The sequence below is a fragment of the Clostridium sartagoforme AAU1 genome (genome assembly GCF_000401215.1).
Taxonomy (GTDB): domain Bacteria; phylum Bacillota; class Clostridia; order Clostridiales; family Clostridiaceae; genus Clostridium; species Clostridium sartagoforme.
Window position 1 is genome coordinate 1 of the sequence record NZ_ASRV01000090.1, and the last position, 15,381, is coordinate 15,381.

At 28.5% G+C, this 15,381-nt stretch carries 14 protein-coding genes, 1 tRNA gene and 2 pseudogenes; all 17 read right to left on the reverse strand.

Translation table 11 applies throughout. The annotated features are described in order from the left end of the window. Positions 1–12: 12 nt before the first annotated feature. The 17 genes and pseudogenes from A500_RS06785 to A500_RS06865 all read right to left on the reverse strand — a co-directional run bounded on the left by A500_RS06785 (position 13) and on the right by A500_RS06865 (position 15,271). A tRNA-Leu gene (locus A500_RS06785) sits at positions 13–101 on the reverse strand. Between the two features lie 201 nt (positions 102–302). Then, positions 303–713: a S1 domain-containing RNA-binding protein gene (locus A500_RS06790; protein ID WP_016206846.1), complete on the reverse strand. Its 411-nt coding sequence runs from the start codon at positions 711–713 to the stop codon at positions 303–305. Between the two features lie 82 nt (positions 714–795). Beyond that, positions 796–1,080 (reverse strand): FtsB family cell division protein, encoded by a 285-nt coding sequence (locus A500_RS06795; protein ID WP_016206847.1) that lies wholly within the window; start codon positions 1,078–1,080, stop codon positions 796–798. 82 nt (positions 1,081–1,162) lie between these two features. Then, positions 1,163–1,552, reverse strand: coding sequence for a spore cortex biosynthesis protein YabQ (gene yabQ / locus A500_RS06800; RefSeq protein WP_016206848.1), 390 nt, complete (start codon positions 1,550–1,552; stop codon positions 1,163–1,165). Positions 1,553–1,560: 8 nt separating this feature from the next. After that, the gene (gene yabP, locus A500_RS06805; protein WP_016206849.1) at positions 1,561–1,854 is read right to left on the reverse strand and encodes a sporulation protein YabP; all 294 of its coding nucleotides are present in this window, start codon (positions 1,852–1,854) and stop codon (positions 1,561–1,563) included. Positions 1,855–1,905: 51 nt separating this feature from the next. Further along, positions 1,906–2,166: an RNA-binding S4 domain-containing protein gene (locus A500_RS06810; RefSeq protein ID WP_016206850.1), complete on the reverse strand. Its 261-nt coding sequence runs from the start codon at positions 2,164–2,166 to the stop codon at positions 1,906–1,908. A gap of 69 nt (positions 2,167–2,235) precedes the next feature. Further along, positions 2,236–2,511: an HU family DNA-binding protein gene (locus A500_RS06815; RefSeq protein ID WP_016206851.1), complete on the reverse strand. Its 276-nt coding sequence runs from the start codon at positions 2,509–2,511 to the stop codon at positions 2,236–2,238. A gap of 230 nt (positions 2,512–2,741) precedes the next feature. Then, positions 2,742–4,189 (reverse strand): annotated as a pseudogene (yabN, locus tag A500_RS06820) (bifunctional methyltransferase/pyrophosphohydrolase YabN). A 19-nt stretch (positions 4,190–4,208) separates the two neighbouring features. After that, complete coding sequence (locus tag A500_RS06825) at positions 4,209–5,744, reverse strand: putative polysaccharide biosynthesis protein (RefSeq protein ID WP_016206852.1); 1,536 nt, start codon at positions 5,742–5,744, stop codon at positions 4,209–4,211. A 106-nt stretch (positions 5,745–5,850) separates the two neighbouring features. Beyond that, entirely contained in the window at positions 5,851–6,399 is a 549-nt protein-coding gene (gene spoVT / locus A500_RS06830; RefSeq protein ID WP_016206853.1) for a stage V sporulation protein T, read from the reverse strand. A gap of 311 nt (positions 6,400–6,710) precedes the next feature. Continuing rightward, entirely contained in the window at positions 6,711–7,691 is a 981-nt protein-coding gene (locus A500_RS06835; protein WP_016206854.1) for a peptidylprolyl isomerase, read from the reverse strand. Between the two features lie 95 nt (positions 7,692–7,786). Further along, a pseudogene (mfd, locus tag A500_RS06840) lies at positions 7,787–11,295 on the reverse strand (transcription-repair coupling factor). Between the two features lie 18 nt (positions 11,296–11,313). Beyond that, on the reverse strand, positions 11,314–11,889 hold the full coding sequence (gene pth / locus A500_RS06845; RefSeq protein WP_016206855.1) for an aminoacyl-tRNA hydrolase: 576 nt from the start codon (positions 11,887–11,889) through the stop codon (positions 11,314–11,316). A 117-nt stretch (positions 11,890–12,006) separates the two neighbouring features. Next, positions 12,007–13,134, reverse strand: coding sequence for a S1C family serine protease (locus tag A500_RS06850; RefSeq protein WP_016206856.1), 1,128 nt, complete (start codon positions 13,132–13,134; stop codon positions 12,007–12,009). A 39-nt stretch (positions 13,135–13,173) separates the two neighbouring features. Further along, positions 13,174–14,367 carry a sensor histidine kinase gene (locus tag A500_RS06855; protein ID WP_016206857.1) on the reverse strand — a complete coding sequence of 398 codons (1,194 nt, stop codon included), beginning with the start codon at positions 14,365–14,367 and terminating at the stop codon, positions 13,174–13,176. Next, positions 14,364–14,585, reverse strand: coding sequence for a hypothetical protein (locus A500_RS21160; RefSeq protein ID WP_016206858.1), 222 nt, complete (start codon positions 14,583–14,585; stop codon positions 14,364–14,366). The genes A500_RS06855 and A500_RS21160 overlap by 4 nt, the downstream gene beginning before the upstream one ends. Then, positions 14,585–15,271 (reverse strand): response regulator transcription factor, encoded by a 687-nt coding sequence (locus tag A500_RS06865; RefSeq protein WP_016206859.1) that lies wholly within the window; start codon positions 15,269–15,271, stop codon positions 14,585–14,587. Before A500_RS06865 ends, A500_RS21160 begins: the two co-directional genes overlap by 1 nt. Between the last annotated feature and the right edge of the window lie 110 nt (positions 15,272–15,381).

A 15,381-nucleotide genomic window follows, 5' to 3' on the forward strand; every position in this document is an offset into this window, starting at 1 on the left:
TTGAATTTAGCTTGGTGCTGAAGACCGGAATCGAACCGGTACGGTGTTTAACCACCGCAGGATTTTAAGTCCTGTGCGTCTGCCAGTTCCGCCACTTCAGCATATTTTTTCTTCGCCTCTTAACGACAAAATTAATTATATATTATGTTTCACATAGTGTCAACACCCTTTTTTCATTTTTTATATTTTGTTACGCAACCTAGTAAAAAGCGAAAAAGAAAACTATCACTAAACAATTTAAATTTGGTGATAGTCTTTATAGATTTATATATTAAATTTATATGATGTTATTAATTATCTTATTAAAAACTTCTTCTTCCATTTTTAGATTTAAAGTCTTGATTCTTTTTAACATCTTGCATTCTTTCTTCGCTATCCTTTAAAAATCTTGACATTATATCTTCAAAATTTCCTGAATTTGGACCACCTTTTTTAGTTTCTGAAGACCAGTCTATCTCCATAGGTTTAACTGATTTCTTTTGAACATTTGCTTGCTTAATTGATAAGCTTATTTTTCCGTTATCGTCAATTGATATTACCTTTACTCTTACCTTATCTTGTTCATTAAGGTGTTGTCTAATATCCTTAACAAATGAATCTGCTACTTCTGAAATGTGAACTAATCCTGTTTTACCTTCTATTTCTACAAAGGCCCCAAAACTAGTTATATTAACCACTGTACCTTCTAATATGTTTCCTGCCATCAAGGTCATGTTACAAAGATTCCTCCTTAAAAATTAAATAATATATGTTATTATAATAATAACCTTTTTTTATAGTTTTAAAACATATTCTTTAATTTTGCGGTTTAGGATTTACAACTTTTTCTCCTTCTTTTATCATTCCTAGCTTTTCCCTTGCAAGCTTTTCTATATATTCATCAGAAGGAACCTTTTTTAAGTCTGCTTCTAATTTACTATTTTTATTTTTAAGCTCTTCTAATTGATTTTGGCTAGTAATAATATCTTCTTGAATTTTTTTCATTGTAATTTCCTGTTTAATATAATTAAATATAAAAACTGCAAAAATAAAAATTATAACTAATCTTTTAAGAGTTACTTGCCTTTTAATTGCTCTCACCCTCTTTAAAATATATTATATACTATATTTTAAACACTATATATATTTTATTCAAGCTATTTTTTTATGTTCTTCCTTTTCATTATTTTTTTCCACAAATACTGTAGTATATTATTTTTACAGGATAAATTAAATTTTTAAAAAGTACTCTTATAACTTTACTAAATTTGTCTATTATATATCTCTCTAATTTTAAAACTGTAGGGCTTATTAACTTTAAATAAATCATCAAGGTTATAATCATAAAAATATAAACATATGGGCCTAAAAAAGCATAATTAGTGTATAGTAAAAAAGTAAATACTATAATAGCAGTTAATACCCAAAATAATATATCTTCTAGAATAATTATTATCTTAGGTATTTTCACTCCTCTTATTATGTTATATAAATCAAACATAATTCCTATTAGTACTCCTGATAGAATAGAGTACATAACTATGTCAAATTGTACATCTATTGATAACGGCATATATCCACCTATTTAAATAATCTAGAAATTATACTTTCTTTTTCTTTTTTTACTTCTTTACTACTATAAACTATAGATGATATATTCCCCACAATTATAACATCACCATTTTGTACATCTAATTTATTCATTTTTAATTCTGATCCCTTAATGGTTAAAAAGCCTAACTTTGTATTTAATAAGATCTTTTCATCATCGAAACTTATAACTTCTTCTACTCCTGTAAGAGTCATTTTCTTTCTATTCTCTAAAGTTATACTACTTCTTGGTTCTTCTAACTTATTTTCAATTTTCTTTTCCATTTTATCTCCTCCACATATTCTTTATAAAAATATATGAATGAGATTTTATTTTTATTCTTTATCTTCTTCTCCTTCTAGGATCTCATACATTTCTTTTGCATTTTCTTTCTTTACATGTTCTAATATATTCGTTATTCTAGCCTTTAATGCTCTGTTTGCAAACTGTATTTCTATTATGTCTCCCTCTTTTACAACTGTTGATGGCTTTGCTACCTTTTCATTAATAGATACTCTTCCACCTTCACAAACCTCTTTCGCTACCGTTCTTCTTTTTATTATTCTTGAAACTTTAAGATATTTATCTAATCTCATAATTATTCTCCTTTTTATTACTAATTTACATTATTAAAAGAACCCGAGAAAACTCGGGTTCCTAATATCCTACTTATTAACTTTTTCTTTGAATTCTTTACCAGCTTTAAATACTGGAACTGTTGAAGCTGGAATATTTATAGTTTCTTTAGTTCTTGGATTTCTGCCTTCTCTTGCAGCTCTTTCTCTTGTTTCGAAAGTTCCAAATCCAACTAATTGAACTTTTTCGCCTTTTTCTAATGCTTCTTCAACGCTTTCTATAAATGCTTTTAAAGCTAACTCGGCATCCTTCTTAGTTAATTTACTTTTTTCTGACATGCTAGTGATTAATTCTGCTTTATTCACAATTACATCCTCCTTAAATAACCCGTTATATATTTTAGTAGTTAACTATTTCTGTTAATATGTACTATAACTACATTCTCTTATTATATATCGTCTTTTATTACTAGTCTATAATAATATGAATTTTTTGTTATAAAAGCTATTTATTACAATAAGTTATTTATAGTATAGCATAAACCATTATATATTATTCTCCAAACATCTTATAAATCCTTCTTATTTTCGTGAAATTATTTATTTTTTTTTGCTTCGTTCCATAAAGCATCCATTTCTTCCAATGTCATATCACTTAAATTTTTCTTAGATTTTAAAGCTGCCTGCTCTATAAAAGAAAATCTTCTTATAAATTTTTGTATTGTTGAATTTACTGCTTCTTCTTCATTAATATTTAATTTTCTGGCTACATTAACACATGCAAATATTAAGTCTCCTACCTCATCTTTTATTTTTTCCTTATTATTGGATTTATATACATCTAATACCTCTTTTAATTCTTCATTAATCTTTAAAGCTGCATCTTCTACATCATCCCAGTCAAAACCTACCTTTGCAGCCTTTTTTTGAACCTTATGCGCTCTAACTAAAGAAGGTAATGCATTAGCTATTGCCTTCATCTCATCTGTTATAGTTTCAAAATTCTTTTCTTCCTTTTTAATTTCTTCCCAATTATCAAGAACTTCTCCACTGTTTAAAACCTTATCTTTTCCAAAAACATGTGGATGCCTATAGATCATCTTATTGCATATAGCTTGAATTACATCACTAATATTAAAATATCCATCATCTTTTCCTATTGATGCATGGAATACAACATGTAATAACACATCTCCAAGCTCCTCTATCATTCCATCTATATCATCATTATTTATACTATCTACAACCTCATATGCTTCCTCTAAAAGCTCATTTTTATACTATCATGAGTTTGTTCCATGTCCCAAGGGCATCCATCTTCCCCTCTTAGTCTATCTATTATTTCAATTAAATCATTGAAATCCTTCTTATTATTAATATCCCTTGGTATATATAATGATGTTAAATAATCTATATCTTCTTGCATATCCAGCTCATATATAGGTATTTTTCTTATAGACTCTTCTGAAACTATTCCTGCTGCTCTAACATAATATATTTCTGTTTCATCATTATAATAATCTAATAATTTTAGTTTAACTTCTGATGCTATTAATTGGTTATATACTTGAGTTATTATAGTCCCTATTCTCTTATCTAGGACTTGATTTTTCATATCAAAAGCATCTATCACTTTTAATCCTTCTATTGGGTCTATCTTTAATACATCCATCATAGCATCTATAAAGCTTACTGCTGGAACTATTTCATATTTTATTCCTTTTTCATCACATAGCTCTATAAGATTAAAAACTGATTTTTCTGCCACTAACGGATGTCCAGGAACCGCATATATTAATTCATTTTCATTAGAGTACTTATCTATTATATCTCTTGCAATATTATTATAGACTTCATCAAAACTATCTGATGTTTCATAATAATTATCATAGGTTTTAAAATCTTTTATTTTTCCCTTTAGATAATTAACTGTTGGATGTTTTTCTGTTCTAAAATAAATATTCTTTCCTTCTTCTAAAGCTTTAACGGCTCCTATAGTTAAAGCTTCTGGTGCACCTGGTCCTAAACCTATTATTTTTATCATTAGGTTCTCTCCTTACTAATTAATTTTTTATAATTTTACTTTTTATTTCATCTATGCTAAATACTTTTAGTAATAGTATTAATGCTATATATATAATAATACCCAAAAATATAGCTGCTAAGCAAGAAGAACCATTGCTACTAGTTTTATTAAATAAAAATAAATATGCTGCTACTACCCCTGTTATCATAACTAATGAGGCAACTATAGGCTTAATAAAACCTTGAAATATATCTAATTTTAAATGTAACCTACGCTTTAGAGAAATTATATTTAATATGGTTGCTATGAAATATGCTGATATACTAGCAATTACAGCACCATATATATTTATATTAGGCATAGAAACTAAAATAAATGTTAATATAACCTTTACTATACATCCTATAAATAAATTTATTATAGGTCTTATATAGTGACCTATCCCCTGCATAATAGAAGTTGTAGTCTGAGTTATAATTATAAATGGAACAGCTAAAGACATATATCTCATTATTTCTATGCCGTCATATTTCCCAGGAAATATAAGCTTCATTATTGGTCCCGCAAGAAAAAATAATCCTAGGGTACATGGCATTGCTATTAACATAGACAATTTTAATGATAATTGCACCTTAGATTCTAAATCTCTTTTTCTATTCATAACATAATTTTCTGCTATTATAGGAATTAGTGAGGTTCCTAATGCCATAGATAAAGTTAATGGTATATTTGTAATTACATTTGCCTTTCCAGTTAGCTGGGCATACAAAATCGTAGCTCCTTCTGATGTTAATCCTGCCTGTAATAATTTTTGAGGAACCAGTATAGAATCAATTAAGCTCATTATAGTTCCAACCGTTGTTCCTATTGAAATAGGTAAAGCTATTTTTAATATAGATGTCAAAATTTCCGGATTACTTTTTATTTTTTTATTCCACATCTGCTTCTTTACTTTTTTATACTTTTCGTAAAGATATGTTGCTCCTATTGTACCTCCAGCCGCAGCACCAAAAGCTGCTCCCCCTGCTGCATATTCTATTCCCTTTGGTAAAAGTAGTATAGCAAGTCCAACTCCTATTATTACTCTGCCTATCTGCTCAAGTATTTGAGACATTCCCGATGGAGTCATATTTTGTAATCCTTGAAAAAAACCTCTATATATTGTCATTATAGATATTACAAATGGTGCAAAGGATATCCCAAGTAAAGCGTAATATGATTTCATATCCCACTGAACAAATTTAATAATAGGTTTAGCAAAAATGAATAATATAAGGGTTGTACCAATTCCTAAAAACATCATTAGTATTGTTGACTCTTTTACAATTTCAAATACCCCTTGTATATCCCCCTTCACTCTTCTTTCAGATATCATCTTTGAAATAGCTACAGGAACTCCTGATGCCATAGCAACGAAAAACATGTACAACGGATACGACATTTGATAATAACCAACCCCTTCGTCTCCTATTAACATTATTAATGGCCATCTAAAAAATAACCCCAAAAACCTTGCTAATATTCCTGCTATCCCAAGAACTAAGCTTGCTTTAAGCAATGACTGTTTCTTCATAAAATACCTCCAAACTTCAAATTAGTTCTAGTAAATTTGTATTGTAAGTTTAGAGGTATTATTACTTTATTTTATTGATAACTTTATATTTAATTATTTATTAATTTTATTGTTCCATTTGTTTACCTAAGAAAGATGAAGCTGTTTCAGATAATTTTAACTCTAATTCTCCTAATTTTCCTTCTGATTCCTTGGATAGTATTATTACCGCTCCAATTGCATCTCCTTCAGCAATTATAGGTGAAATTACTTGGCTAGTATATTTACCAACTTCTTCATCATTATGTAATGGAATAGTCTTGTTTTGGTCTGTTATAAGCACAGCTCTTCTTTCTTCCATTATTCTTTCTAACTCTACACTAACCTTTCTTTCCATGTAATCTCTTTTAGATGCTCCACTTACTGATATAAATGCATCTTTATCAGCTATTAAAACAATATGTCCAATTGCTTGTTGTAAGCTTTCTGCATACTCCTTAGAGAAATCTGTAAGTTCTCCAATTGGTGAGTATTTTTTTAAAATAACCCCACCTTCTCTATCAGTGAAAATCTCTAAAGGATCACCTTCTCTAATTCTTAAAGTTCTTCTTATTTCCTTTGGTATAACTACTCTACCTAAGTCATCAATACGTCTAACAATTCCTGTCGCCTTCATTATTATGAGCTACCTCCTTTAATTAATAATAATTAGTTGCAATATTATTATTTGACTTCTTAGAAATTTTATACACTTATAACCAAAATTTATTAAAATAAGAAAAAACATTGACAATTAACCATTAACCATTAACAATTGACAATTAAGGTAGAAATTCCTCCTGCCTCGGAATTTCTTAGAAGAAAAAAATAAGTGAAGTAGATCTCAAATGGATCCACTTCACCATAATACATTTATTTAATTATAAACTCAGCCTTGGCTAAATTTGTTCCGCAATTTTTAATTATAAACTGTAATTTACTAATTGCTTAAAGTTTGTCTTCGTATGTTTTTACTTTATAATCTTTTTTCCATTGCTCAATAGAATTTTTATAAACTTCATTTTTCTTTTCGTTTTCTAAAGTAGTTTTTATGGTATCCTTTGATTCTTCTAATGTTTTATTCTTTACATCAGTTGCCTTTATTATATGATATCCAAATTGGCTCTTTACAGGTTCTGAAATTTCACCTTCCTTAAGAGCTTTTAAACCATCCATAAATTCTTGTACATATTGAGTTGAATTGTATTTAACAACTCCTAAACTTCCACCAGCTTCCTTAGTTCCTGTATCTTCTGAAAGTTCCTTAGCTAATGTTGCAAAGTCTTCTCCATTTACAGCTCTTTCTCTTACTTCCTTTGCCTTTGTTTCATCACTAATTAAAATATGAGAAACATTTGCTTCACTAAATCCTTCTTTATTTTCTTCATAGTAAGTACCTATTTCTTCATCTGTTATACTTACATCTTTAAATATCTCTTCAGTTACTTTAGTTGTTGCTAATTGACTTTTCATACTTGAAGTAACATTAGTCTTAAACTCATCTAATGTCATACCAGCACTTTCAAGGGCAGAATTAAAGCCTTCATCTCCACCATAATTTGTCTTCATACTATCTATATATTTTTGAACTTCTTCATCAATTTCTTCTTGAGTTGGAGTTACTCCTAACTCTTCCGCCTTTTTTAATATTATTTTTTCTTCAACTAGTAAGTTTAAGGCTTGAGTTCTCATTTCTTTTATGGCATCTGAAAGTTGAGTGTTACTCGCATAATCTTCCCCATAGTATTGTTTTAAATATGGATCTGCGATTTCATCTACATCTCCTTTAGTTATCTTTACATCTCCAACCTTTGCTACTACAGTATTTTTTATTGACTCCGGTGTCCTTTGTATCATTTCACATCCAACTGCTGAAAAAGCAAATATACTTAAAGCTCCTGCAGCTATAATTCTCTTAATTTTAATCAATGATGTTCCCTCATTTCTTTTTAATTTGTTTCAATCCCATTATACATAATTAGTATATCAATATTGTGTCAGTTATTCAATTTTTTAAATTATATTTACATATTTTTTATTAAATTTTCTAACATTTCTTTATAAAAACCTAACAAGTTTTCTTTTTTAATTTCTGAAAATCTTACTGCGAAATAAGGCTTTTCTCCAAACATTAGGAATACCTTTTCTTTATAATTCTCTAGTAAATACCTATATATGTTATTTAAATCCTTAACTCCATCTGCAAATATGAATCTTACTTCTTTTGGTGTTTCTTTTATTTCCTCTATTGAAAGTAGCTTTGCTTTACTCTTTATATAAGCTATATCCATCAGATTATATACTGCCTCTGGAATTTCTGAATATCTATCTTCAAGTTCAGATTTTATATCCATATAATCCTCTAATCCATCTATAGCTGCAATCTTCTTATATATTTCAATTTTTTGAATTTCATCTTCTATATAAGTTCCTGGTATATAAGCATCTACCTTTATATCTACAGTAGTCTCAATAGGTTCTTTTTCTATCTCACCTTTTATAATCTTTATTGTATCTTCTAACATTCTACAATATAAATCATATCCTATCACCGCCATATGACCATGTTGAGCTGAACCCATCATATTTCCGGCCCCTCTTATTTCTAGATCTCTCATTGCTATTTTAAAGCCTGAGCCGAGTTCTGTAAAATCTTTAAGAGCTTTTAACCTTTTTTCTGCTACTTCAGTTAGTATCTTGTCTTTAGTGTACATAAAGTATGCATATGCTATTCTATTGGATCTTCCAACTCTACCCCTTAATTGGTAAAGTTGAGATAAACCCATTTTATCCGAATCATGAACTATCATTGTATTAACATTTGGTATATCTATTCCAGTCTCTATAATAGTAGTGCAAACTAATATATCATAGTCCTTATTCATAAAGCTTACCATTTCTTTTTCAAGCTGGCGTTCTGTCATTTGTCCATGTATAATCCCAACATTGCACTCAGGAACTAGGTCTCTTATATATTTAGCCATTCCTTCTATACTCTCAACTCTATTATATACATAGTAAACTTGACCATCTCTATTTACCTCTCTTAATATAGCATCTCTTACAAGCTGATCGTTTTGTTCAACAACATATGTTTGAATAGGATATCTTTCCTCTGGCGGTGTCTCTATTACAGATATATCTCTTGCACCAGTTAATGACATATGAAGAGTTCTTGGTATAGGGGTCGCACTTAAAGTTAATACGTCTACATTCTTCTTTAACCCTTTTATTTTTTCCTTTTGAGCAACTCCAAATCTTTGCTCTTCATCTATTATTAAAAGTCCCAGATCTTTAAAAATAATATCCTTAGATACCAATCTATGAGTTCCTATTAATATATCAACATTTCCCTCTTTAACAGCTTGAAGGGTATTTTTTTGTTCCTTTGCACTTCTAAATCTACTTATCATGTCTATCTTTACAGGAAAATCAGAAAATCTCTTTGTCATATTTTTATAATGCTGTTCTGCTAATATTGTGGTAGGTACTAAAAATGCAACTTGCTTACCATCCATAACAGCCTTAAATGCGGCTCTAACAGCCACTTCTGTTTTACCATAACCAACATCACCACATAGAAGTCTATCCATAGGCTTATCAGTTTCCATGTCCTTTTTTATCTCTTCTAACGATGTTAACTGATCTGGTGTTTCTTCAAAAGGAAATTCATCTTCAAACTGTCTTTGCCATTCGGTATCCTTTTTAAACTTATATCCTCTTAATGTAGCTCTTGCAGCATACAGCTTAACCAAATCTTCTGCTATCTCATTTATAGATTTTTTGACTTTAGCCTTTGCTTTACTCCAATCATTACTTCCAAGCTTATTTATTTTAGGTGTTTTTCCTTCACTACCTATATATTTTTGAACTAAATCTAATTGGTCTACAGGTACATATAGTTTATCACCTTTATCATAAACAATATCTAAGTAATCTCTTGTATGCCCTCCAACTTCAATTTGCTTTATTCCTTTATATACACCAACCCCATGATTAGCATGAACAACATAATCCCCAAGCTTAAGTTCTGCAAAACTTTTTATTTTTGCTATACCTTTTCTTTTATTCGCCTTTTTAGTTATTTTTCTTTTAGCTTCTCCAAATACATCTTTATCTGAAATCACACATATTTTTAAATCTGGGTATTCAAAACCTTTTAATAAATTACCAAAGGTAATTACCACTTCTCCAAATTCTATAGAAGTTATATCTTCTCTATAAGAACTTTCTATTTCCCTATCTCTTAATGTATTTACAAGTCTTTCTCCTCTTGCTCTTGTTCCTGATAATATTAAAGTTTTATATCCCTTTAATTTCTTTTCTTTAATATCTTCTATTAATAAATCTAATTGCCCCTGATAACTATTAAGAGTTACTTCTTTTAGAGAATAACTGTATATAGGTCTTAATATATTACTACTAACTCCAAATATATCTAAAGTTATTACTTTTTGAAGTTCTAAAAGCTCTATTAAATCTTCTTTTTCTAATAAAAGCTCACTTTGTTTAGGTAAAATTCCACCTCTCTGTAAGAAAGCTTCATAATTTTCACTAAATTCAAAATAACAACTTTCTAACTTTCCTTCACATTTTTTAACATCATCAATTATATATGCATAATTTTTTACATAGTCAAAAAAGCTATCTGACTTATGGTAGAAATAAGGTAAATAGCTATCTAATGTTTCAAATGTTAGGGTTTCTGTTAAGGATTCTATATTAGATCTCACCATGTTTTCTAATTTCTGAACTCTTTCTTCATCCTTTTTAGCCTTAGCTTTTATATCCTCTAATTCATTAAGTATATTCTCTTTTCCTCTTCCTAAAGCCTCTTCACTTAGAATGACTTCCTTAGCTGGAAATATCTCTACACTGTCAACCTTTTCAATACTTCTTTGTGATTCAGTATTAAATGTTCTTATTGAATCTATAGAGTCTCCAAATAATTCTATTCTATAAGGATATGTAGTAGTTGGTGGAAATACGTCTAATATTCCTCCTCTTAAAGAAAATTCTCCTTTTCCTTCTACTGACTCTACTCTCTCATAACCACTTTCTAATAATTTCTTAGATAAGTCTTTAAAATCAACTTCATCATCTATATTTAGCTTAAAAGTATATTTTAAAAATAACTCTTTTGGCGTGTACACAGATGTTAGTGAATCTATCGAAGTCACTATAATTTTTTTATTATTATCTAATATTTTTTAATTACCTTTAGCCTAGCCCACCTTAAATCTCCTGAAATAGCATCTATATTATAAAATACTACTTCTTTTGCCGGAAAATAATAAACATCATTTGTATAAAAACTTAAATCTTCATATATATTTTTAGCTTCCATATCACTATGCGTTAATATTATCATTGGTGAATTTATATTTTCATAAATCCCAAAAATACTATAGCTTTTTCCTGAATCTGATAACCCATTTATATTAATTGGATATTTTTTATTATTTATACTAGATATTATTTCGTTAAAAGTAGAGCTTTCTCTTAAAGGTTGTAGTACCCCCTTTAATCTCATTATATGCACCGTCCTTATTTATTCTTTTTGGGATAATTTAAACCCATTAAATTTATTCATCGCTTCTTTTGTTCCTTCTTTTATCATTATCTCTACTGCATTTGCAGAAGCTTCTATAACTTCCAATAAGTCTTCCGACTCCTTCTTTGTAAATCTACCTAATACATGTGAAACCAAATCTCCTTTAGGTTGTCCTACACCTATCTTAATTCTTGGAAAAACCTCTGTGTTTATATTAGCTATTATACTTTTAATTCCATTATGCCCACCAGCACTTCCCTTTTCTCTAATTCTAAGCTTTCCAATTTCTAAACTAACATCATCATATATTACTATAACTTCTTCATTTTTTAATTTATAAAAGTTTACTACCTCTCTTATACTTTCTCCACTTAAATTCATATAAGTAGTTGGTTTTAACAAAATAACCTTATTATTATTTATAAAACCCTCTCCATATATACCTTTAAATTTTATCCTATTAACATCTATATTATACTTATCTGAAAGATAGTCTATAGCATCAAATCCTATATTATGTCTAGTACCATTATATTCTTTTCCTGGATTTCCTAATCCAACAATTAAAAACATATTATGCAACCTCCTAATAGCTATTAGCATATTTATTATTATACTAGTTTTTTGCGATAATAAAAGTACTTTAAAATAAAAATGCAGCCTCTTAATAGGCTGCAAATACTGAAATATTTATTTATTGATATATAGTTTTATTTCTAAATCTTCAACTTTTCCAGATCTCATAACCTTACACTTTAAAGTATCCCCAGTTTTCTTTGCTTTTAATACTTCCGTCAACTGGCTCATACTATTTATCGGGTTACCATCAATACTCATTATTATATCAGTTGGCCTTAGCCCAGATTCATACCCATTACTATCTTGTTTAATTTCAGCTACATAAAATCCAACAACATTTGATTTTAGGAATCCACCTTCTAAAATACCAAGTTTTTCTCCTATTTCATTTGTAGAATTTATGATTTCTTCTATTGAGTTTAAATTATTTGCATAATATAATCCATTTTGATTTATATTCTTTGTTACTTTATAACTAGATAATCCTACAAGCTCTCCATTAGAATTACTTATAACTCCGCCTGTATTTATAGGAGTTATAGGTATATTAGTTTCCAATATCTTATATTCATGATGGTTAGAGTTTAAAATTCTATTGGTAGAAGTTATAATTCCTGGTATTATACTATCAATATATTCGTCACCTGTAGAATTACTTATTAGGGCGACTTCTATTCCCTCTACTATATCTGACTTTTCAGCAAGCTTAATTGGCTTTAATTCTTCATTATATTCAACTTGTATAATTGCCATATCCATATCTTCGTTTCCTACAATTAACTTTGCTTTAACAGGCTTAACTCCAACCATGGGTAACTTAACATATATATCTTTTAAATTTTCTATTTTCGAATAATTTGTTAGTATTTTGCCATTACTTTCTACTATTATACCAGTAACATTATTTTCAAAATACTTGTTCTTGCTTAAATTTTCTTCATTATCACTTATAGTTACTAAAGATTGCTTTACTTTTTCTATTATTTTAGAATAATTTAAAATAATGGCACTTTTTTCTATCCTTTCATCAAACTTGTCAATTAAGTTTTTGTACTTATTTTGTATGGCTAAATTAGAAAATACCGCTCCTGATATCCCTGCCACCATTAATAAACTAATTATCTTACTAATTAATTTAATATTAGATTTAATTTTTCTTCTTTTAAATTGTATTGAAGGAAGGTATTCGCACATAAATTTTTCTTCATTTTCAAATTCATCTTTTATTTTTTTATCCATAGAATCCACTCCTTCCTAAGTAATATATAATTATACATTCTATCTAGATAGAGTAAATGTAAATTTAACGCCTTTTCCATCAATATTCTTCACCCAAATATCTTGATTATGTTGAGATAATATTAGCCTAACAATAGGTAATCCAAGTCCTGTACTTATTTTATTAGTCCTGGACTTATCCATCTTATAAAATCTCTCCCATATCTTATTTATATCTTCCCTGGATATATTCGGTCCATTATTAAATATACTTACATACACAAATTCTCCTCTAGTATATGTTTCTACTAATATCTTTCCACCTTCATGTCCATACTTTATAGCATTTTCAAGCAAATTGGTAACAACTTGTATTATTCTATCTCTATCACCATTACAATACTCATGACTATTACTAAATATAATTTCAACATTTATTTTCTTTTCTTTTATTTTTCCTTCTAAATTTAATATACATAATGTTATAATTTCATTTATATCCATATTAATAATATTTAGCTTAAACTTCCCTGATTCCATAGAAGATATATCTAAAAGATCATTTACTAATCTGGATAACCTACATATTTCATCATTTACTATATTTAAATAATAACTTTCCTTATCCTTTGGAATAACCCCATCTATTATTCCAGTTATAAATCCTTTAATAGAGGTTATAGGGGATCTTAACTCATGAGAGACATCTGATATAAATTCACGTCTTATATTATCCACTTTTTCTAAAGATTCAGCCATTGCATTTATAGAATCCGCTAATTCGCCTATTTCATCTTGAGAATTTATATAAATTCTTTTTTCAACTTCTCCTTTAGCTAACCTTTTGGCTGCATTAGTAATTTCTAATAAAGGTGTTAGTAATATTCTTCTAGCTAGGTAGTAAGCTATTATACTAGATAAAACAACAGCACCTATTACCGATATCCATATAACACCATATATATTTCTCCACAAAGTAATACCATTAGTACTTTCAATAAGAGCTACAGCTCCACTGAAACTTCCTCCATTTACCAAAGGCTTATAGTAGCATCTATATGTACCATTATAATTATCAACAAATTTTCTTTCTATAATTTTCCCTTGCTTTAATAAATCTATATCTGAATCTGATATGCTTAATTTACTATACATTAAATAATTAAATTTATCATCCGATACAGCATAAACATATCCTTGATTGTCTAAAATTATAGAGTCTTTATTGACAGAAGTTTTAACTATATTCATCATTTTTTTAAATCATCATATCCTGTTTCACCATTACCATTTAAAAATTCAGATGTAAGTTCTTGAATCATTGCCATATAACTATCTATACGTTCAATTCTTTGAGATGAATATTCTTTGTTAATCCATGCTGTCAAAATCATTCCTACTAATATCAATATTATTGATGTTATTGATGAAAAAGCAACTAAAAGTCTATATATAACACTTTTTCCCTTCATTACTTCACCTCAAATTTATATCCAACTCCCCAAACTGTTTCTATCTGCCAGTTTTCTCCACCACTAATCTTTTCTCTTAATCTTTTAATATGAACATCCACGGTTCTTGAATCTCCTGGATAATCATATCCCCACACTTCACAAAGTAATTGTTCTCTTGTAAAGACCTTATTTTTATTACTTGCCAGGTAATGAAGTAATTCGAATTCTTTTGGAGGCATTTTTATCTCCATTCCTTTATAAGTAACATTATATGAACTAGCATCTATAGTAAGATCTGAATAATTAATTACTTCACTATCCTTTTCATCATAATTATATCTTCTCATAACAGCTTTTACTCTTGCTAATAACTCCTTTGGTTCAAAAGGTTTTACAACATAATCATCTGCTCCTAATTCCAAAGTTAGAACTTTATCAAATGTATCTCCCTTTGCTGTTAACATAATTATAGGAATCTCGCTATTTTTTCTAATTAGCTTTAATACTTCTACTCCATCCATTCCTGGTAACATTATATCTAAAAGAACCAAATCTGGTTTAAAGTCCTCAAACATTCCATAGGCTTCTCTTCCATTATGACATTTTCTTGTTTCATACCCTGCACTTAGTAAGTACATATTTATAACTTCGCATATATTTTCATCATCATCTACTACTAATACCTTACCTAATCTATTATCCATAATAACACCTTCCTTATTCTTATTATAATTGATTTAATCGTTATATTAATACTTCTTAGCTAATTATAAATAATAATTTACATTTGTTACAAATTATTAATTTAATAAGC